Genomic DNA, 20,354 nt, shown 5'->3' with positions numbered 1-20,354 from the left:
GGCCGCAGAACGCTTCTGCTCCCTCCATGCTGGGCACCGTCGGCGCACCGGCGCGACCCGGACGGGCCCCGGGCCGCTGACGGAGCGTCAGCGGGCGGTGGTCACTCGCCGTGGTAGAGCCGGTCGGTGCCGATCAGCAGGACCTCGCCCTTGGCCTCCGCGGCGCGCAGCTCCGGGCCGAAGCCGACACCGCTGTAGCAGGCCGGCACGGCCTGGGCGGTGTCCTCGCCGGACGCGGTGAGGAGGGCGAGGATCCGGCGCAGCCGCTCCAGGTGCGGGGCGTCCATCACCTCGTTCCAACGGGCCAGCCCGACCGACAGCAGCACCCCCGGCCGTCCGTCGGCCGTACCGCGGACCACCACCTCCGCGTCGAGCCGGGTGTTCCCCTCCGGCTCGGGGACGGTCCCGCGGACCGCCGTGCTCACCTCGCCGCCGAAGGTGTCCCAGGCCGCGCACCGGGTGGCCCAGTCCCGGCAGAGCTGGGCGAAGTGCGGCGCGGCCACCGTGGCGTCGAAATCCGGGCGGATCCGGCGCCAGACGGCGGACGGCTCCTCCTGTTCCAGTGCGGCGCGGTGCGGCCAGGCGATGGCGTGCTCGAAGGCCAGCAGCGGCTCGGCGATGCGGTAGCGGGTCAGTCCCGGCCGGAACGCGTCGGGTTCGCCGTGCAGCAGTCCGTGCTTGTGCATCACGGCCAGGACGTGGCTGATGTCGTGCAGCGAGGCGCCGAGGCGGTCGGCGATACCGCCGGGGGTGGAGCGGCCGCCGGCGATGGCGACCAGCGCCGAGTGGCACAGGGCGCGGTCGGCGTAGTCGCCCTCCTGTTCCAGCAGGTGGCGGGCCTCCCAGAACAGCGGCACCCGGGGGTTGAGGACGGTCCGGCACACCCAGGCGTCGAAGTCGTCCGGGCCGGCGGGCACGTCGTCGCAGACCAGGTCGCCGCGGTAGGCGGGGGTGCCGCCGACGACGGCGTGCACCTGCACCGCGAGCCGGGGCGCCCGGATGCCCCAGAAGCGGGCCGCCTTGCGGAAGCCGAACGGCCGTACCGCCACCTCCAGGGAGGCCACCGCGTGCAGCGAGGACGGGCCGGCGAAGAGACGGCGGATGACGGCTGGGCTGGCGCCGCTGAGGATGAAGCGGGTGCGGTTGTCCGGGCGCTCCTGGCGCATGCGGAGGTAGGCGCAGTGCAGGACCGAGGGGAGCGCGGGGCTGTGCCCGACGAGTTCGGGGAAGTCGTCGAGGATCACCGGTGCCGGCCGCTCGTCGCCCAGCGCGAACAGCGCCTCGGCCGCCTCGTCCCAGCGGTGCCAGTGCGCCGGCCGCGCCGTGCCGGTGTGCTCGGCGAGCCGCTCGGCCAGGCGGCGCAGGGATTCCGCCTCGGCCGCCGCCTGCCCGTCGAAGTAGAAGCCGCCGGTGGCCTGGCTCACCGCCTCCAGCAGGAAGGTCTTGCCCTGCCTGCGCTGCCCCGAGACCAGCGCGAGGGTGGGCCCGGGGCTCGGCTCGCAGGCGAAGCCCACGAGGTCCGTCCACTCGTCGGCACGGTCGAACATCCGGTCCGGCCGGGCCGGAAGGGCAGTGGCGTCCGGTGGCGACACGGGCCCGCTCCCCTCGTTCACGGACCGCCGGCGGCGACCGGCGGCCGACCTCGCTCTCCGGATGGGTGGCTGTGGGTCAAGTACACCTCCGGCCGCCGGTCGCCGCCCGGCCCGGTGGGCCGTCCGGGGGCACCGGGCGGGCGGCCCCGTCAGCCCGGTTCGGGCGCCGGCTGGCCGGACCGGGCGATGCCGTCCGGTGCGCCGCGGTCCTGGACGGCGTCGTCCCTGGAGGCGTCGTCCAGGGAGAGGTCGTCCCGTTCGAAGGTGAGTCGGTCGATCACCTCGATCACCCCGTCCACGCTCTCGCAGAGCCGGACCGCGATCGGGACCAGGCTCCTGCGCTCCAGCGCGCCGATGAGTGTCACGGTGCCGTCGGTGACGGCGACGGTGACCGCGGACGGTGCGACGCCGAGCGTGCGGGTCAGCACCTCCTCCAGGATCTCCTCCTGGATCGCCCGGTCACGCCGCAGGAACAGCTGGACCAGGTCACTGCGGCTGATCACGCCGATGAGCCGGCCGCTGTCGTCGACCACGGGCAGCCGCTTGACCTTGCGCTGCTCCATCGTCCGGGCCGCCTCGACGACACTCCAGCCCGGCCGCGCCACCACGGCCGGGCTGGTCATGATCGCCTCGGCGGTGGCGGCCCCGGCCTTGGAGAGCTGCCGGCGCAGCAGATCGGCCTCGGACACCACCCCCACCGGTCGCCCGTCGTCGTCGACGACCGGTACGGCGGTGATGTCGTACTCGTCGAGCAGCCGCGCGATCTCCCGGAACAGGGTGCCCCGTTGGACGGTGACGGCGTTGGGGGTCATCAGGTCGGCCACTCTGCGGTGCCTCATGGTGGGCCACTACCTCCGGATGTACGGCAATCTGTCGGTCCCGGACGGATGCGCCCGGATTCCTGCCTTCATGATCCCGCGTCGCGCGCCCGAACGGCGTACCGGACCCGTGAAGCGCGACGGCGCACCGCCGCGCGGCCCGTCCGGGGCCGGTCCGCCGCTGATCCACCGGGCCGGGTCCCCCGTCCCATGGGGCCCTAGTCGTGCGGAACGACGGCAACGGGGCAGACCACATGGTGGATGGCGGCATGGGCGACGGCCCCGATCCGGGGCGCCGGCAGGCGATGGTGCCGCCGGCGGCCGACGACCAGGAGCCCGGCTCCCGGGGCGGCCTCGACGACGGCCCGGGCCGGGCTGTCCGGCAGCACGGTCCGCTGCACCGGTACGCCCGGGAACCGCACGCGCCACGGGCGGAGGACGTCGTCCAGCTCGCGTTCCGTCGCGGCGGTCACCTCGCCCGCGGCGTCCGGGTCCACGCCCCACGGGGTGTAGACCTGCACGGGGAGCGGGTGGCCGTGCACCACCTGGAGCAGGACCCCGCGGCCGGCCGCCGCGTCGAAGGCGAACGCCAGCAGGTGCTCGGCGGGCCCGCCGAGGCCGAGCCCGGCCACCACCCGCGGTCCGGTGGCCTTCACAGGGCCGTCCGGCGGCTCCTGGGTCGGCGGTCGCGTGCCGTCCCGCGGGCCCGGCCCGCCGGCCCGCACCAGGACGACCGGGCCCGCGGCCCGGGCCACCACGCTCAGGCTGACGTCGCCGAGGACGAAGCTCTCCCACGCCGAGAGGGCCCGCGACCCCAGCACCAGCAGCCGGGACTCCGCCGAGGCCCGCAGCAGCGCCGGTTCCGGCTCGTCGCCCACCAGGTCCTCGATGATCCGCAGGTGCGGATGGCGGTCCCGGACCGCGTCCGTGGCCTCCTGGAGGACCCGGCGGGCGTAGATGTTCTGGTCCCGCTCGGGGGCGGTGTCCGGCGCCTGGGCGGCCAGCAGGATCCAGGCGTGCAGCAGCCGCAGCACGGCTCCCCGCCGGTGTGCCTCGTCGGCGGCCCAGTGTGCCGCCGCCAGGCCCTCCGCCGAGCCGTCGAGCCCGGCGGTGATGATCTCCGGCTCCATGGCTGTCCCTCGACACGTCCGATGGCGGAGCGCTCGCCCCGCGCTATCGAGCGTGCGCGTCCGCGCGGCGCGGGGCCAGTGGGCCGGTGGGCACCGCGCGGGGGCCGAACGGCCCGGGCCGCCGCGGGCGGGCGGCAAGGCCCCTCACCGCAGCGGCACCGCGAGCTCGGCGGGGCCGTCCGCCGGCGAGCCGAACGAGACGCCGCTCCCCCGCGGGGTGCTGCCGCCGTACAGCGGGTCCGCGGTGTCCAGGACCAGGGCGAGCCGGTGCCCGGCGGGCAGGTCGTACGCGGTGGGGAAGAGCGTGACATCGAGCGGGAAGGCGTGCCCGGGCCGCTTGCCGGACCAGCTCTGCGGGGCGTGTGCGATCAGCTTGCCCACGCCCAGGGCGTTCACGTCGTAGAGGTAGGCGAAGGCGGTGCCCTGCGGGGCGGACGCGGTGACGGCGGTGTGCAGCCGCGCGGCGCCTCGGAGGTGCCGGGCGGTCGGGTACGGCGCCGACTGCCAGACCGCGGCGGCGCTCCGGGGCAGGAGCGGGACGACGACGGTCGGCGGCAGGCCGACGACCTGGTCGAGCAGCCCGGACAGCTCGGCGATGCCGCCGTCGGCGCCCGAGTCGGTGCCGCCGGACACCGGCCGCCACCAGCCGGTGCCGGCCGCGCCGGTCCCGGCCGGTTCGCCGAGCGTGCCGGTGCCGTGGGCATCGGGGCGGCCCAGCCGCAGGTGGTCGGTCCGGGAACTGACGGCCTGCCAGTTCGGGTAGTTCTCCTCCCCGCCGCCCGGCCGGACCTCCAGTTCCACGCCCTGGCGCGGCCCGCCGGGGCCGCCGGCGCCCTTGAGGTGGTGGTCGAGCCACTGCCGTGCGCTCGCCCAGGTGGCGTTCGGCAGCCCGAGCAGGCTGGTCACTTCCTGGGTGGCGTGGTCCCCGGGGCGCAGTTCGAGCCGCTTGGGCCCGGTCAGCCGCTGGTAGAAGGAGGTCATCTGGCCGGGGTTGAAGATGCTGTCGCCCCACGCGTTGGCGAGGAAGACGGCGGTGCCGTGGGCGTTGATGCGGTCCACGTAGGCGGCCGGGGACCGGGTGCGGGCCCACTGGACGACGCGGGGCAGGTCGCGGTCGGCGAAGAGGTCCGCCAGCATCCGGGCGAACTCGGGGCTGCGGCGGCCGGTCGGTGCCTGGATGGCGGCGAGGAGTCCGGCGGCCTGGAGGTGGCGGGTCTGCCCGCTGTAGAGCGAGTCGGCCAGGTCGGCCCAGCCGCTGAGCGAGGCGACCGCCTTGACCCGCGGGTCGGAGGCGGCGCCCAGCAGGGTGAGGCCGCCGCCCAGGGAGAGTCCCACCATGCCGACGCGGCTCCGGTCGGCCGGGGTGTGGGCGAGCGACCAGTCGATCACCGCGGAGATGTCGGCCACGTCCTTGGGGCCCGCGACGTCGATCTGCCCGCCGGAGCCCCAGAAGCCGCGCACCGTGTAGGTGACCGCGACGTAGCCGTCGGCGGCCAGTTGCCGGCCCTGGGCCACGTACTCCAGGTCGTTCTGGCCCCAGCTGGCCGGCTGGACGACCAGGGGGTAGTGGCCGTTCCGGTCGGCGCCGGGGGTGCCGGGGGCGGGCGTGAAGACGTCGGCCTTGAGGACGGTGCCGTCCTTCATCGGGAGGTCGGCCAGTCGGAACGCGGGGGCGGTGGTGCCGGGGGCGGCGGCCGCGGGCCGGTGCCGGGCGGCCGCCGCGGCGGGACCGGCGGACACGGCCACGGCGAGCGACGCGGCAACCACCGCCGCGCATAAGGAGGTTGACGCCCTTCGTCGTCGGCCGAGGGGGTGGTCTGCGGTACGGCGGGATCGCGCCATCGCTGCTCCAGGGGTCTGACCGCGGCGCCACGGTGGCGTCCGTCCGGTGCGGTGATCGGGAGCGTAGGGCGGCGCGCCCACCCTGGACGAGATCATGATCAGCCAAATTACTCTCCGGTAACCCCTGGTTCGGGATGCCCACTTGGGCGATCCCCAGGGGGCGAAATGCGAGAGATGAGGCAAATGGTTTAGGGTGCTTGGATGATCTTTATCGTTGTGAAGTTTCCGGTGAAGCCCGAACATGTCGAGGAGTGGCCCGAGAAGGTCAGCGCGTTCACCCGCGCCACCCGGGACGAGCCGGGCAACCTCTGGTACGAGTGGTCGCGCAGCCTTGAGGACCCGAACACCTACGTCCTGGTCGAGGCGTTCAAGGACGACGCGGGCGAGGCGCACGTGAACTCCGACCACTTCCGCGCCGGCATGGAGGCGATGCGCCCGCTGCTGCGCCGCACGCCCGAGATCGTGAGCACCACGATCCCCGGTGCGGACGGCTGGAGCTCGATGGGCGAACTCGTCATCGGCTGACCCCCGCACGACCCGGCGAAGCGGCGGGCCGCTCCGGGGCGGCCCGCCGCTTCGCCATGACCGCGTGCACCACGGGGAAAGGAAGCCGAAGCCGGAAGCAGGGCCGGAAGCGGGAGCGGGCCCGGGGGCGTAGCCTGCCCCCGAGCCCTCGGATGCCACCCCACTGCACACGCCGGCACACTTGAGGGCGCGGGTCAGTCATCACGTCGTCGTGTTCTGCCTTTGAACTACCGCGCATCGAGCTGCACGGGCCGGACTTGAACCGGCATCCGACGACCAGGGCCCGGCCCGGTCGATCCGGCGATGGGTGGCGGATGCTGAGACTGGAGCGAGAGTCTGAGATTGATCGCGGTCTGCCTCTGCCGAGTTGGGCCACCGCGGCCCGGAAGGCCGCGGGGAGGACTCGAACCTCCACTGGAACCGCGTTGGTCACGACGAACTTCAGTGTCAGCTTGCGCTCCTCGCGCACCCCGGACGCACAGCGGCGCCGGGGAGTTGTAGACGCTACCCGAACAGGTAGCCGAAGACGACCTCGCCCACCCGCTGATCGGTGATCTCGGCCCCGTTCGCCTCCTCACGGGCGAACTTCACCGCCTGCTGGAGCTTCTCGACCCGGTCCAGGAGTTCGTTCACCCGCTTCGCCGGCAGCGCGCCGGAGAACTTCACGGTCGTCCAGTAACCGACCGGCACGTCCTCGTAGTAGACGTCGACCTGCGCCGGATGCTTGTCGGTGGCCTCTGCCTTGACGTGGTTGCGGGGCACCTTCTTCGTCCGCACGGTGCGCACCGGCTCGGTCTTCCAGGCGTCCGTGGAGGGGTCCTGCACCCACGCCTCGGAGGCGTCCAGCACCGGCAGCTTCCGGACGAAGGTGTTGACGTCGGTGAGCTGCTTCTCCAGGAACAGCAGGTACGACACCGGGACGTCGCGGAGCAGCGTCCGCCCCTCGACGGTCACGTCGGCCCGCGCGGTGCAGTTGGCCCAGTCCTTGGTGGCGGTCACGTCGAACAGCCGGGTCAGCGCGCGCGCCGTGTCCCGCAGCACGTCCTCGGCGTGCACCTGCACCCGGGTCGACTCGGGCGGCAGCTGCTCGCCCTCCTCGTCCTTGGGCTGGTACGTACGGGAGATACCGGCCAGCAACGCCGGCTTCTGGAGCCCGTGGTGAGCGGACGTCAGGTCCTGGTGGGACTTGGACTTGATGCCCTTCTCCACGGCGATGATCTGGTTGAGTTTCGCCACGTCGGCAACGTATCAACGATCAGCACACGGGGCGAAAGGCTTTTCGAGCGGTGGCGCGGGCGCACCGGTCCGCGGTCAAAGTGCCGGCGGGCCCGCGGAGTTGGCCAGGGCGTGCGATCCCGTTTCGCGGTGGGCGCCGGCGGCCCGGCGGCGGGGCGCCCGGGGTGCGGCAGGCGGGTCCCGGGCGGCCCTGCCCGCCCGGCGGCGGACTACCGCCCCGGCGGCGTTCGGGTCACCGTGCGGCCCGCGGCGGCGGCCGCACGGGCGAAGCGGGTGGCGTCGAGGACGGCGGCCCCGCCCGGGTCGTTGTTGAAGTACGCGTAGACGTCGGCCCGGTCGGGCCAGGCGTCGGCGATCCGCCGCGCCCAGGCATCCAGTGCCTGCCCTCCGTAGCGCGGCCAGGGTGCGGCGGCACCGCCGTGGAAGCGCAGGTACCCCCAGTCGGCGGTCCGCCACAGGGGCGTCACGGGCCGGGATCCGCGGTCCGCCCAGCACAGGGCGGCGCCGTGGCGCTCCAGTACGGTGCGGACCGCGTCGGTCCACCACGAGTCGTGGCGGGGCTCGACGGCCACCCGGGTCCCGGCGGGGAAGCAGCCCAGGCAGGTGTCCAGGAGGGGGGCGTCGGCAGGCAGCGTGGGCGGCAGCTGGAGCAGGACGGGGCCGAGCCGGGGGCGGAGGTGCGCGGCGCGGGACATCATGCGTTGGACCGGTTCCTGCGGGTCGTGGAGCCGTTTGATGTGGGTGAGGTAGCGGCTGGCCTTGACGGCCATGACGAAGTCGGGCGGTGTGCGGTCCCGCCAGTCGGCGAAGGTGCCGGCCTCGGGCAGGCGGTAGAAGGCGGCGTTGCTCTCGACGGTGGCGAAGTGCCGGGCGTACTCCTCCAGCCAGCGCCGCTGCGGCACGTCGGGCGGGTAGAGGACGTCGCGCCAGTCGCGGTACTGCCAGCCGGAGGTTCCCAGGTGGAGGGTCATGCGGGATGCGTCCCCGGTCCGGTGCGCCGCGTACCGGTGGCCGGGCGGGGGCGGACGGAGGCCCCGGGGCCGGGCCGCCGCCCGCCCCGGGGCCGGTGGGGTCAGAAGCGCACCGAGGCGTCCCGGGTCACCGTGGGGACGGCGAGGACGGCGTCGAACGCCGCGGGCACCGGGGTGGCGAGGGTGGTGCTCTGCGACCGGATGCCGTTCGGCAGCGGCGTCCCGTCGGCGTCGCGCGGCGGATGGCGGAGGTCGGTGAGGCTGATCCGGTCCCCGAGTCCGGCGTCGATCAGGGCGGCCTCGACGCTGCCGGGCGCCGGGGCCGCGAGCGGGGTGTCCGCGACCGTGAAGCCGACGCGGCTCCGCTCGTCCGGCACCATCTCGGGGACGTGGTCCGCGGTGTGGGTCACGGCCACCGCGCGGTAGTCCGTGCCGAGCGTCCGGGCCAGGTGGTACCCCATGGGGACCACGGTGAACGACCCGCCGGACGCGATCCGGGTCTTCTGGATGTGGCCGTTGTGCGCGGCGAGCACGATGCGGGTGCCCGGGGCGCTGCGCTCCAGGTGCCAGCTCACCGACTCGGCCAGATAGATCTCACGGATCGCGAGATCGGCGCTGTCGCCCTGGCCGGTCCGGAGGGCGTGCATCGCCCGGAACATGGCGTCGGTGTGGCAGGCGCCCTCCACCCGGCGCCGGGCGATGTCGTAGCGCTCCTGGCCGCCGCGGGCGGCGTACCGCGGTTCCGCGGCGCGCAGGCGGAGCAGGAGCCGGGCGAGGGTGGCGGTCAGTGCGTCCTGCTCGGCCGGTGCGAGGCGGGCCCAGGCGGGTGCGGCCGCGGCGCCGGAGCCGGCGCCGGCGAGGAACCGGTCGCTGATCTCCAGTGCCGTGTCGAGCAGCGGCAGCGCGTCGGGGCCGACGTCGTGCAGGTAGTCGCGGACCGGGTCCAGGGCGGGCCGCAGCGCCCCGCCGGCTTCGGGGACGTCGAGGCCGGCGAAGCGCACGGGGTGGCGGCTGGTGCGGTTGTGGTCGCGCAGCCAGTGCATGAAGTCCGCGGCGCCCCACTCGGCCGCGGCCCGGCCCGCCTGCGCGAGGCCGTCGTCGGAGCCCTCGCCGCGCAGCCACCGGTCGAGGGCGAAGCCTTCGCTGAAGCCGTACTCGAAGGCGAGGACGGTGAATCCGCAGCGCTCGGCGAGGAAGCGCAGGACGCGTTGGCGGGCGAGCGAGAACTCGGTGACGAAGTGGGCGCCCTCGCCCACGGCGACGACCCGGGCGTCGCCCGCGATCTCCCGCAGCGGCTCCAGATCGTCGAGGTTGCCGTGGGGGTCGAGGGTGGTGAGTTCTGCGGCGTGCGCGCGGAACCAGTCGGCGAGCGGGCGGTGGGAGGGGGTCCGGTCAGGCATGGAAAGCGGTCTCTTCTCTTGACGGAGGTCCGAAACGGTCGAGCGTCCGCGGGCCGGCCCGGCGCGGGGACGCGTACGCGCAGGCGCGATCGGCACCGGGCCGATCGGCCGTCGGTGCGCCGCGCTCGGCGGAGGACGTCGTCAGAGGAAGTTGCTGCGTACTGCCATGCGGCGGACCGTAACAGCGGCCGCCGCGGCCCCGCGCCGGAATTCCGCGGGTCCGGTCGCGCCCCCCACCCACCATGGGGAATATTCACAACAAAAGGTGCATCTTGACAGGTGTCGGGGCACGTTCTATGCAGATGATGTAGCCGGCTCGGTCGCCGTATCAGCAGGTGAGAGGCGTTGCGAGGGATGCGGTCGGGCGCTGCCCCGACGGGCACCGGCCCTCGACGACACCGTCGCCCCGGATCGGGCCGCAAGACGAGGAGAAGACCATGGCACGAGCAGTCGGTATCGACCTCGGGACGACGAATTCGGTGGTCAGCGTGCTGGAGGGCGGTGAGCCGACGGTCATCGCCAATGCCGAGGGCGCCCGGACCACTCCCTCGGTGGTCGCCTTCGGCAAGGGCGGGGACGTCCTGGTCGGCGAGATCGCCAAGCGCCAGGCCGTGACCAACATCGAGCGCACGTGCCGCTCGGTCAAGCGCCACATGGGGGACGCGCAATGGCACTTCCCGGAGAGCGGTGACATCGACGGCAAGCGCTACACCGCGCAGGAGATCTCCGCGCGGGTGCTGCAGAAACTCAAACGGGACGCCGAGAACTACCTGGGCGAGGAGGTCACCGACGCGGTCGTCACCGTCCCGGCGTACTTCAACGACTCGCAGCGCACCGCGACCAAGGAGGCCGGGGAGATCGCCGGGCTGAAGGTCCTGCGGATCGTCAACGAGCCGACCGCCGCCGCCCTGGCGTACGGCCTGGACAAGGAGAACGACCAGACCATCCTGGTCTTCGACCTCGGCGGCGGCACCTTCGACGTCTCCCTGCTGGAGATCGGCGACGGCGTCGTCGAGGTGAAGGCCACCAACGGCGACACCCACCTGGGCGGCGACGACTGGGACCAGCGGATCGTCGACCATCTGACCAAGCAGTTCAAGAACGCGTACGGGATCGACCTGTCGCAGGACAAGATGGCCACCCAGCGGCTGCGCGAGGCCGCGGAGAAGGCCAAGATCGAGCTGTCGGCGGCCACCGAGACCACGATCAACCTGCCGTACCTGAGCGCCTCGCCCGAAGGGCCGCTGCACCTGGACGAGAAGCTCACCCGCGCCCAGTTCGAGCAGCTGACCGCGGACCTGCTGGAGCGCTGCAAGGCGCCGTTCCACAACGCGGTCGACGACGCGGGGATCAAGGTCGCCGACATCGACCACGTGATCCTGGTCGGCGGTTCGACCCGGATGCCCGCCGTGACCGAACTGGTCAAATCACTGACCGGCAAGGACCCGCACAAGGGCGTCAACCCGGACGAGGTCGTCGCCATCGGGGCCAGCCTCCAGGCCGGTGTCCTCAAGGGCGAGGTCAAGGACGTCCTCCTACTGGACGTCACCCCGCTGTCCCTCGGCATCGAGACCAAGGGCGGCATCATGACCAAGCTGATCGAGCGCAACACCACCATCCCGACCAAGCGCTCGGAGATCTTCACCACGGCCGAGGACAACCAGCCGTCCGTGCAGATCCAGGTCTTCCAAGGCGAACGGGAGATCGCGGCGTACAACAAGAAGCTCGGGATGTTCCAACTGACCGGTCTGCCGCCGGCCCCGCGCGGCGTCCCGCAGATCGAGGTCTCCTTCGACATCGACGCCAACGGCATCATGCACGTGACCGCCAAGGACCTGGGCACCGGCAAGGAGCAGAAGATGACCGTCACCGGCGGCTCCTCGCTGCCGAAGGACGACATCGACCGGATGGTGCGCGACGCCGAGCAGTACGCCGAGGACGACCGCCGCAAGCGGGAGGCCGCCGAGACCCGCAACCAGGGCGAGCAACTCGTCTACCAGACCGAGAAGTTCCTGCAGGACAACAAGGACAAGGTGCCCGCCGACGTCAGGACCGAGGTCGAGACCGCCGTCGGCGAGCTGAAGGAGAAGCTCAAGGGCGAGGACACCTCAGAGATCCGGACCGCTTCGGAGCGGCTCGCGGCCGTCTCCCAGAAGCTGGGGCAGGCCATGTACGCCGATGCCCAGAGCGCGGCCGGTCCGGACGGCGGCGGGCACGGGGCCCAGCAGGCTCCGGCCGAGGACGAAGTGGTCGACGCGGAGATCGTGGACGACGACAAGCGGGAAGGCGGCGGACGATGAACGGTCCGACCGATACCGGTCGCCTCCCCCGCCCGCCGCTCGCACTCGTCGGGCGCAGCGGGCCGGAGCGGGGCCCGGCCCCGCCGCCCCGGCCGGAGCCCGACCCGGTGCGGCCGGACCGCCATGCCTCCCGTGCGGCGACGCACCCCGCCCGGCGCGGCACCGCACCCCCCGGCTCCACCCGGCGCGGCACCGGGGCACCCGACACCGAACGGCTGGCGGCCGAACTGCGGGAGCGCACGGCCGATCTGCAACGGCTCAAGGCCGAGTTCGACAACTACCGGCGCCGGGTCCACCGCGACCGGCTGGCGGTCGGCCAGATCGCCGTGGTCAACGTGCTGGAACGGCTGCTGCCGGTGCTCGACGCGATCGCCGAGGCCACCGGGCAGGGCGAGCTGACCGACGGCTTCCGGCGCGTCGCCGAACTCCTGGAGACGGAGTTGGCGTCCCTGGGCCTGACGTCCTTCGGCACGGCGGGCGAGCCGTTCGACCCGACCGTCCACGAGGCGGTGGCCTACACCCCGCCCGACCGGACCGGGCCGGCCGACCGGAGCGCACCGGGCGAACGTGCGGTCTGCAGCGAGGTCGTCCGCCAGGGCTTCCGGGTGGGCGACCGGCTGCTGCGCCCCGCCCAGGTGACCGTGTCCGGCGCGTCGGCGGGCCCGCAGCATGCCCGACTCACTTAGCGGAGAGGCTGGTTGTCACGGTTCGGTCGGCGCGGTGGGCGGTCGGCGACCGGCTGCCGCGCCGGTCACGAGCAGCGCCCCGACGGCCGCCAGGCACAGCCAGGCGAAGGTGTCGCCGATCCGGTCGTAGACCGTGGTGGTGCCGCGCACCGGTACGTAGGCCACGGTGGCCTGCCGGTCGGCGGTGAAGTAGTCCGTGGCGGCCAGGACATGGCCCTGGTTGTCGAAGGCGGCCGTGACGCCCTCGCCGTCCGGGCGGACCAGCGCGTAGCCGCCCTCGATGGCCCGGAGGGCGGCCTTGCGGGTGTGCGTGCGCCCGTACTCCCGCCAGTCGTGCGAGGGGACCAGCATGATGTCGGCGGGGACCCGCATCATGCCGGGGAAGTCGGCGTCGTAGCAGATGACGTTGGCCAGCCGGCCGTACGGGGTGGCGGCGACCGGGACCCGGCCGTCGCCGGGGGTGAAGGTCTCCGAGCCGGGGATGGGGTGGGCCTTCTGGTAGGTCCACTGGACGGTGCCGCGGGGGTCGATGAGCAGGGTCTCGTTGCGGCCGTAGGCCGGTGCCCGGGCGGTGTGGACGCCGAGGCCGATCTCCAGGTAGATCCGGGAGCGGCGGGCCTCCTCCTGGGCCGCCGCGACGGTCGCGGGCTCGTCGGCGGCCGGCACCCGCACCGCCTGCTCGGGCCAGACCACGATCTTCGCGCCCGCCGCGGCCTCGCGCCGGGTGGCGGCCAGCAGGCTGTCCCGGACGGCGCGCTGGGCCGTGCGGAGACCCGGCGGGGGGTGGGCGACGAGGTCCGCCCGGCCGCCGGTGCCCCGGGCGTACGCCGCCTTCTGGGCGCGGATCAGGGCCGCGTCCGCGGTGACCGCGGCGACCCGCACCGTCGGCCCGTCCGGCGGGAAGAAGGCGAGCCGCGCCCCGCCGGCGAGGACGACGGCCAGCAGCACCGCCGCGCAGGTGGCCACGGCGCGCCGGGCCGCGCGCCACGAGGCGGTCTCCCAGAGGAGGTTGACGACCGCGGCGCACCAGGCGATGAGGAAGCCGATCCCGTAGGAGCCGGTGACCGAGACGAGCTGCAGCAGCGGCAGCGCGCCGAACTGGGTGGTCGCCTGCGAGCCGTAGGCGGTGCCGAACGGGGAGAGCCGGGTGATCAGGAACTCCGCCCCGGCCACCGCCGCGGGGAACACCAGCAGCGCCGCCCAGGGGCGCAACCGGCCGACGAGCAGCCGGTCCAGGAGGTACGGCAGGGTCAGCAGAGCGGCGAGCGCAGCCGCCCCCGCCAGGGTGACCGGGCTGAAGCCGAGCGCCGACTCGGCGAGCCAGAAGGCCGCCGCCGCGAGGTTGGCCGCCCACAGCCACAGGGCGCCGGACCAGGCCCGGCCGGTGCGGGCGAACCGCAGCAGGAGGACGGGGAAGATCCAGGCCGCGGCGGCGATGTCCCAGCGGCCGCCGTCGGCGAGGAGGTGGGCCGCGGTGCCCAGCGCCAGCAGTGCCCAGCGGGCGCGGGCCGCCGGTGGGCGGGGGCCGGTGCGGTCCGTCCGCCCGGCGGTACTCGTCGTGTTCACGTGGTTCGTCGGTCCCTTCGAGGTGGCGCGGGTGGCGCGCTCCGGTCAGGTCTCGACGCTAGGAAGGCGGGGGCGGCCGTGGCGTCGTCCTGGATGCCGATCCCCGGCGGGCCCGCGCAACCGTGGTTGCGTCGGCGGCGGGCCCGTTCCCTCCTCGGGCACGATCACCGCGGCCGGTGCGGCTGGTTAGCCTTGCCGTCAGCTATGAACACGCATCCCACGGCCGCCCTGCGCGGCGCCCGGCGCCGGCTCGTCACCCGGCGGCCCTGGCTGACCGATCTCGCGCTCGGCGGCGGCCTGACCGCGTTCGACGTGCTGACGCTGCTGTCCCGGGAGCCGGCGCCGGGGCCGGTCGGCGTGCTGCTGTGGGGGCTCCAGACGGTGCCGCTGGTCTGGCGCCGCCGCCGGCCGCGGGCCGTGCTGTGCGCGATGACCGCGGCGTTCGTCGCCTTCGAGGTGGTCGATCCGGTGCCGGGCAAGATCCCGGGTCCGTATCTGCTGGTCTTCGCGGTGTACGCGGTGGCCCGGCACACGCCGGTGCGGGCCGGTCTGCCCTGGACGGTGCTGTCGCTGCTCACGGCGGTGACGACGGATCTGCTCACCGGCCGGACCGGGCCGCCGCAGGCCGGTTCGGTGGAGCCGGTCACCGCCACCACCTTCGTCGTCTTCTACGGCGCCGCCTGGCTCGTGGGGTACGGGCGGCGGCGGATCGTGCGCCAGGCGGACCGGCTCCGCGACCTCAACCTGCGGCTCGGCGACGCCAACGGGCAGCTGCAGGACGTCAACGCGCGGCTGCGGGACGCCAACGAACGGCTGCGCGCCGAGCGGGAGATCAACGCCCGCCAGGCGGTCGTCGCCGAGCGGGCCCGGATCGCCCGCGACCTGCACGACGTGGTCGCCCACCACGTGAGCGCGATCGCCGTCCAGGCACGCGCCACCGAGGAGGTGCTCCCGGACGCTCCGCCGGACGGGCGGCGGGGCGTGGCGCGAATCGCGGAGACCGCCGACACCGCGCTCGTCGAGATGCGGCGCATCCTCGGCCTGCTGGCGGCCGGTCCGGAGCGGGACGACGGCAGCGGCCTGCCGCCGGAACCGTCCCTCCGCCACCTCGACCGGCTCTTCGCGGCGGCCGGGGCGGCCGGCTGCCGGGTCACCACGGCGCTCGACGAGACCCTCGGCGAACTGCCGCCCGCGCTCCAGGTCTCGGCCTACCGCATCGTCCAGGAAGCCCTCACCAACGTCCTCAAGCACGCCGGCCCCACGGACGTGCGGGTCGCGCTGCGCCTCGACGGGCCGGCGCTGACCGTCGCCGTCGAGAACGGGCCGCCCACGGCCGGGCACCGCCCGCCGCCCGGCTCCGGCCGGGGGCTGCTCGGGATCCGCGAACGGGTCGCCGCGTTCGGCGGCGCGGTACGCACCGGGCCGCACCCGCACGGCGGTTGGCGGCTGTCCGCCACCCTTCCCCTGGAGGCCCCGGTATGACGGTCCGCGTGCTCCTCGCCGACGATCAGGAGATGGTCCGGGACGCGCTGTGCGCGGTGATCGGCCGCCGCCCGGACTTCGAGGTCGTCGGTGCCGCCGCCGACGGCGCGGAGGCGGTCGCGCTCGCCGCCGAGCTGCGCCCGGACGTGGTGGTGATGGACGTCCGGATGCCCGGCATGAACGGCGTCGAGGCCACCCGCCGGCTGCACACCGACTGGCCGCACCCCGGCCCGCCGCCCCGCGTCCTGGTCCTGACCACCTTCGACCTGGACGAGTACGTCCACGCGGCGCTGCGCGCCGGGGCCGGCGGATTCCTGCTCAAGAACAGCCCGCCGGACCAACTCGCCCACGCCATCCGGGTGGTGGCCGAGGGCGAGGCGATGCTCGCCCCGAGCGTCACCCACCGGCTGATCGGCGCCTTCACGGCGCTCCCCGCCGGGCTGCTGCCGGGCGCGCCGCCGTCGCGCGGCGGCACCGACCGGCTCGTCGACACCCTCACCGCCCGGGAGCTGGAGGTGCTCGTCCTGGTCGCCCGGGGCCGGTCCAACCTCCAGATCGGCGAGGAACTGGAGCTGTCCCAGGCCACGGTGAAGAGCCGGGTCAACCGCATCCTGACCCGACTCGGCCTGGACAACCGCGTGCAGGCCGCGCTCCTGGCCCATGAGGCGGGCCTCCTCCGGCCCGGCCCGGACGCGCCCCACGACACCGGGGACGGCCGTCCGTGACCGCCGCCGACGTGCGCCCGGCCGCCGGGGCGCACCCGCAGCTCACTCCCCCGCCCCGCCCCGGACACTGCCGACTCCACCGTCCGGCCGGGCTGCCGACACCGCACGCTCGATGCGCCGGAGCGCGTCCCGGGCCCTCGCCGGCAGGCCGTCGTCGGCGTCGTCCGCCGCGGCCCGTTCGGTACCAGGGGCGGGGGCGGGGGCGGGGTCGGCGTAGTGCCGGAGGACGGGCAGCGCGCCGGCCGCGTCCCCGGTGATCCGCCACAGCGCGTCCGCGGCGGCCACGCGCAGTGCGCCCGACTCCGTCCGGCCATCGCGCATCCCGCGCAGCGCGGGCGCCGCGGCCCCGGCGCGCGGGCCCAACTCGCCCAGCCAACCGCAGGCGTTGTCGTCGAACCGCCAGCCGCGCCGGCCGGCGACCCGGCCGGGCCGGTTTCGGCGGGCCAGGACGTTCAGCAGCAGCGGGACGACCTCGGGCGCCGTCGGGTGCGGCGCTCTTGCGGGGCGCCGCGGTGGCGGTCAGGGTGGTCGGAGTCGTCCGTCCGCAGGCCGGCGGTGTCCGGCCCGGAGCACAGGTGGAGAGCGCGTGGCTTCCTTCGTCCTCCCGCACACCCCGCACGATGGGGGCCGGCACAAGATCAGCGCGGTGCACGGACGGTTCGCCGACCGGTCGGCGTGCGATCCGGTCGTGCCGGACCACGACCGGGAGGCGTTCCCGTACGCCCTGGCCGACCTCCGCGGCCACGGCGCGGCGGAGGACACCGCCGAGGGGGCGGCCACCGGCGATACCGGCTCCGCCGGCGACGGATCGGCGGCCGGGTGACCGACCACACCGAGCGCACCGACCCCACAGACCGCACCGGCGAGGCCGCGACACCGCGGCGCGGCCCGGACGTCCCCGATATCCCGGACGTCCCCGACGTCTTCGATCCCCGCCGCTACGCCGGAGGGCTGCCGCACGACGCCTACCGCCTGCTGCGCGACCACCATCCGGTGGCATGGCAGGACGAGCCCGAGGTGCTCGGGTGGCCGGCCGGTCCCGGCTTCTGGGCGGTGACCCGGCACCGGGACGTCATCCGGGTGTTGAAGGACGCGCGGACCTTCTCCTCCCACCTGGGTGCCACCCAGATCCGCGACCCCGACCCCGCCGATCTGCCGTTCATCCGCCGGATGATGCTCAATCAGGACCCCCCGGACCACGGCCGGCTGCGGCGCCTGGTCAGCCGGGCCTTCACCCCGCGCCGGGTGGACCGCTTCGAGACCGCCGTCCGGGACCGGGCGCGCGCCCTGCTGACCGCGGCGGTGGGCGCCGCGCGAACCGCCGACGGGGTGTGCGACCTCGTCGGCGCCGTCACCGACGACTACGCGCTGCTCAACCTCGCCGACCTGCTGGGCGTGCCACCCGGCGATCGCGGCCTGATGCTGGACTGGACCCGGCGGGTCATCGGCTACCAGGACCCGGACGAGGCCGGCCCGGCGGTGACCGGGGCGGACGGCCGGCCCGCCGACCCCCGCTCCCCGGCGATGCTCCAGGACATGTTCGCGTTCGCCCGCGAGTTGGCCGCGCACAAGCGGCGGCATCCGGGGGACGACGTGCTGACGGTGCTCGCCGCGGACGGCGAACTGGCCGTGCCCGAGCTGGAGATGTTCTTCTTCCTGCTGACCATCGCGGGCAACGACACCGTGCGCAGCGCGGCCCCCGGCGGGCTGCTGGCGCTCGCCCGGCACCCGGACGCCTACGCCGCGCTGCGCACCGGTGCGGTGCCGGTGGGCACGGCTGTGGAGGAACTGCTGCGCTGGCATCCGCCGGTGCTCAGCTTCCGCCGGACCGCGGCGGCCGACACGGAGTTGGCCGGCCGCCGGATCCGCGCCGGTGACAAGGTCGTGGTCTTCCACGGCTCGGCCAACCACGACGAGCGGGTGTTCGCCGAGCCCGGCCGGTTGGACCTCGCCCGCACCCCGAATCCGCACGTCTCGTTCGGGGACGGTCCGCATGTCTGCCTGGGTGCGCACCTGGCGCGGCTGCAGCTGCGGGTGCTCTACGAGGAGACCTGCGCGCTGCTGCCCGCTGTGGCGGTCGCCGGACCGCCACAGCGGCTGGTGTCGAACTTCATCAACGGGCTGAAGTCGCTGCCCCTGCGGGTGGCGACGTGAGGCGGGCGGTCAGTGCGGGGCCGGGCTGACGTGCCGGCCCGGGGTGTGTGCCGTCGTCCAGTCGACGATCTGGACGGCCGCCCCGGCGGCCTCCCGGCCCTGGCAGCGGGCGTGGTGGCGGCGGGCGATGGCGTCCAGGTCGAGGTGGCGGCCGAAGGCGGGCCGGGCGGCCAGTCGGCGGGCGTAGGACCACAGGCGGCGGTGGCCGGCGATGCGCTGCACGGCCGCGGCGTCGAGGTGCCAGCGGTGGACGGTGTCGAGTTGGACCAGGGTCACCCACAACTGCACGTCGGCGGCGGTGAGTTCGGGTCCCAGCAGGTAGGGGCGGTCGGCCAGTCGCCGTTCCAGTGAGGCGAGCGTGCCGAGCAGGGTGTCCAGGGCGGTCTCGTAGCCGGAGTGGTCGCTGCCGAGGCGGCCGGCGAGCTGGGCGGCCTGGTTGATGCCCTGCTCGCAGCGGTGCGCGAGCGCGTCGATGGCGTCCCGGTCGGCGGCCGGGTACAGGGCCGGACCGCGGGTGCCGAACCGCTCGGCCAGGTCGCGGAGGATGTCGGGGGCGTGGGTGCTGACGATCCGTCCGGTCCAGTCGTCGCTGAGCACCGGGACGGTGGCCGGTCCGCGGTACTGGTGCGCGCTGGCCTCGTACAGGGGGCGCAGCGCGGCGTATCCGCAGTCCGGGGTGTCGGGGACGGCGGGGAGCAGCGTCACCGGGAGGGTGTCGCCGAGGTCGAGCAGGCTGTGGGTGAGGGCGATGCCCAGACAGTGCGGGCACGACGGGGAGAGGTACAGGCGGTAGCGGTGCGGGACGGGGTAGTGGCCGCTGCGGACGTCGGAGCCGATGCGGCCCCGGAAGGCCGTCGCGGCGGTGGCGGACGGCTCGCCGGCGGATGCGGCGGGGGTGGTGGTCATACGAGTCCCTGGGTGCGAGGTCCGGTGCGTGGACGTGCGGGCGGGCACCTGGCGGCGTTCGCGGGCGGGCGTGGACGGGCGTCCGCGCGGTGGCGCCGGGCAGGGGTCCGGGCCCGGGAGGGTGGCGCGGCGTCGGGGAACCGGCCCGGCGGCGCCTCGTGGGGGGACTAGGCCGCGCTGCAGACGCGCAGCAGATCGATGTGGCGACGGGAGGTGAGGAGGGGAAGCGGCCGGTCCGCGCGTGCCGCGCAATCACCGTCCCGCTCTGTGCGCCCCATGGTTTCCCACCCGTTCACTAGGGTTCCCGCCCTTGAGTGTCGAGGTGGCACCGGGCTGCGTCAAGGGTGGTGCGCCGGTGTGATTCCGGTGGTGAGGTGCTCGGCGCGTGCCCTGTGCGGGAGCGCCCCGCGTACCCGCCCCGATCCGCTCGGGGATAATGCGGGCATGCGGATTTCAGCCAGAGCGGACTACGCGGTGCGCGCCGCACTGCAACTCGCGCACGCCCGGGACGGGGGCCCGCTCAAGGCGGAGGCCATCGCCGAGGCCCAGGACATCCCGCACAAGTTCCTCGAAGGCATCCTGAACGACATGCGGCGCGGCGGTCTGGTCCTCAGCCAGCGCGGCGGCAACGGCGGTTACCGCCTCGCCAAGGCCCCGAAGGACATCAGCATCGCCGATGTGATCCGCGTCGTGGACGGTCCGCTGGTGTCCGTACGGGGCGTACGGCCGCCGGAGTTGTCGTACACCGGCCCCGCCGAGTCGCTGCTCCCGCTGTGGATCGCGCTGCGGGCCAACGTCCGGCAGATCCTCGACGGCGTCTCGCTGGCCGATGTGGCGTCCGCCGAACTCCCCAGCGGCGTCTCGGCGCTGACCCGCGACCCGGCCTCCTGGACGAACCCGTAGCGGACCGTGCGGGCGCACGCACGTCCGAAATACGACCACGTTCCGTCCACCCCTTGAACAGCCCTTGCCCGGAGCCGGAGTTCGACAGCATCATGCGTATTCCCTACTAATCCAGTGG

General features: G+C 74.5%; 18 protein-coding genes and 1 tRNA gene. 8 read left to right on the top strand and 11 right to left on the bottom strand.

All coding sequences use genetic code 11. From position 1 onward, the window contains the following. Positions 1–101 precede the first annotated feature (101 nt). From CG747_RS19540 to CG747_RS19525, 4 genes are all read right to left on the bottom strand, one after another. Positions 102–1,592 (bottom strand): ATP-binding protein, encoded by a 1,491-nt coding sequence (locus CG747_RS19540; protein WP_100603044.1) that lies wholly within the window; start codon positions 1,590–1,592, stop codon positions 102–104. Between the two features lie 149 nt (positions 1,593–1,741). Continuing rightward, a complete protein-coding gene (locus CG747_RS19535; RefSeq protein WP_257980531.1) occupies positions 1,742–2,431 on the bottom strand; it encodes a CBS domain-containing protein in 690 nt (229 codons plus the stop codon). Between the two features lie 197 nt (positions 2,432–2,628). Next, positions 2,629–3,540, bottom strand: a complete 912-nt coding sequence (locus CG747_RS19530; protein ID WP_100603042.1) for a universal stress protein — start codon at positions 3,538–3,540, stop codon at positions 2,629–2,631. Positions 3,541–3,684: 144 nt separating this feature from the next. Continuing rightward, positions 3,685–5,382, bottom strand: a complete 1,698-nt coding sequence (locus CG747_RS19525; protein WP_100603041.1) for a CocE/NonD family hydrolase — start codon at positions 5,380–5,382, stop codon at positions 3,685–3,687. 201 nt (positions 5,383–5,583) lie between these two features. Here CG747_RS19525 and CG747_RS19520 point away from each other — a divergent pair, with 201 nt between their 5' ends. Beyond that, positions 5,584–5,907 (top strand): putative quinol monooxygenase, encoded by a 324-nt coding sequence (locus tag CG747_RS19520; RefSeq protein WP_100603040.1) that lies wholly within the window; start codon positions 5,584–5,586, stop codon positions 5,905–5,907. 388 nt (positions 5,908–6,295) lie between these two features. Here CG747_RS19520 and CG747_RS48100 read toward each other — a convergent pair. The 4 genes from CG747_RS48100 to CG747_RS19500 form a co-directional block, all read right to left on the bottom strand. Then, positions 6,296–6,393 (bottom strand) — tRNA-OTHER (locus CG747_RS48100). 18 nt (positions 6,394–6,411) lie between these two features. Continuing rightward, positions 6,412–7,143 (bottom strand): hypothetical protein, encoded by a 732-nt coding sequence (locus CG747_RS19510; protein ID WP_100603039.1) that lies wholly within the window; start codon positions 7,141–7,143, stop codon positions 6,412–6,414. A 209-nt stretch (positions 7,144–7,352) separates the two neighbouring features. After that, positions 7,353–8,114: a DUF72 domain-containing protein gene (locus tag CG747_RS19505; protein ID WP_100603038.1), complete on the bottom strand. Its 762-nt coding sequence runs from the start codon at positions 8,112–8,114 to the stop codon at positions 7,353–7,355. A gap of 101 nt (positions 8,115–8,215) precedes the next feature. Further along, positions 8,216–9,514, bottom strand: a complete 1,299-nt coding sequence (locus tag CG747_RS19500) for an erythromycin esterase family protein (protein WP_100603037.1) — start codon at positions 9,512–9,514, stop codon at positions 8,216–8,218. Positions 9,515–9,951: 437 nt separating this feature from the next. Between CG747_RS19500 and dnaK the strand changes: the two genes are divergently transcribed. Beyond that, complete coding sequence (gene dnaK / locus CG747_RS19495) at positions 9,952–11,814, top strand: molecular chaperone DnaK (protein ID WP_100603036.1); 1,863 nt, start codon at positions 9,952–9,954, stop codon at positions 11,812–11,814. Beyond that, a complete protein-coding gene (gene grpE / locus CG747_RS19490) occupies positions 11,811–12,500 on the top strand; it encodes a nucleotide exchange factor GrpE (protein ID WP_180985609.1) in 690 nt (229 codons plus the stop codon). The genes dnaK and grpE overlap by 4 nt, the downstream gene beginning before the upstream one ends. 15 nt (positions 12,501–12,515) lie before the next feature. Here the strand turns inward: grpE and CG747_RS19485 are convergent, their stop codons facing one another. Then, positions 12,516–14,066 carry a nitrilase-related carbon-nitrogen hydrolase gene (locus CG747_RS19485; RefSeq protein WP_100603035.1) on the bottom strand — a complete coding sequence of 517 codons (1,551 nt, stop codon included), beginning with the start codon at positions 14,064–14,066 and terminating at the stop codon, positions 12,516–12,518. Between the two features lie 204 nt (positions 14,067–14,270). On the opposite strand from CG747_RS19485, the gene CG747_RS19480 reads away from it, so the two are divergent. Further along, positions 14,271–15,548 (top strand): sensor histidine kinase, encoded by a 1,278-nt coding sequence (locus CG747_RS19480; RefSeq protein ID WP_100603034.1) that lies wholly within the window; start codon positions 14,271–14,273, stop codon positions 15,546–15,548. Beyond that, positions 15,545–16,273: a response regulator transcription factor gene (locus CG747_RS19475; RefSeq protein WP_100603033.1), complete on the top strand. Its 729-nt coding sequence runs from the start codon at positions 15,545–15,547 to the stop codon at positions 16,271–16,273. Before CG747_RS19480 ends, CG747_RS19475 begins: the two co-directional genes overlap by 4 nt. 42 nt (positions 16,274–16,315) lie before the next feature. On the opposite strand, the gene CG747_RS19470 is transcribed toward CG747_RS19475, so the two are convergent. Then, a complete protein-coding gene (locus CG747_RS19470; RefSeq protein ID WP_146022107.1) occupies positions 16,316–16,636 on the bottom strand; it encodes a hypothetical protein in 321 nt (106 codons plus the stop codon). A gap of 223 nt (positions 16,637–16,859) precedes the next feature. Between CG747_RS19470 and CG747_RS48095 the strand changes: the two genes are divergently transcribed. Next, positions 16,860–17,096, top strand: coding sequence for a hypothetical protein (locus tag CG747_RS48095; RefSeq protein ID WP_180985608.1), 237 nt, complete (start codon positions 16,860–16,862; stop codon positions 17,094–17,096). Positions 17,097–17,176: 80 nt separating this feature from the next. Further along, positions 17,177–18,427 carry a cytochrome P450 gene (locus CG747_RS19460; RefSeq protein ID WP_100603152.1) on the top strand — a complete coding sequence of 417 codons (1,251 nt, stop codon included), beginning with the start codon at positions 17,177–17,179 and terminating at the stop codon, positions 18,425–18,427. 9 nt (positions 18,428–18,436) lie between these two features. Here the strand turns inward: CG747_RS19460 and CG747_RS19455 are convergent, their stop codons facing one another. Then, positions 18,437–19,333 (bottom strand): glutathione S-transferase C-terminal domain-containing protein, encoded by an 897-nt coding sequence (locus CG747_RS19455; RefSeq protein ID WP_100603031.1) that lies wholly within the window; start codon positions 19,331–19,333, stop codon positions 18,437–18,439. Positions 19,334–19,777: 444 nt separating this feature from the next. Between CG747_RS19455 and CG747_RS19450 the strand changes: the two genes are divergently transcribed. Beyond that, positions 19,778–20,236, top strand: coding sequence for an Rrf2 family transcriptional regulator (locus CG747_RS19450; protein WP_100603030.1), 459 nt, complete (start codon positions 19,778–19,780; stop codon positions 20,234–20,236). Positions 20,237–20,354: the final 118 nt, after the last annotated feature.

The organism is Streptomyces sp. CB02959, from assembly GCF_002803155.1.
Taxonomy (GTDB): domain Bacteria; phylum Actinomycetota; class Actinomycetes; order Streptomycetales; family Streptomycetaceae; genus Streptomyces.
The sequence above is the reverse complement of the archived record's forward strand: the minus strand, read 5'-3'. Positions and strand labels throughout refer to the sequence as shown.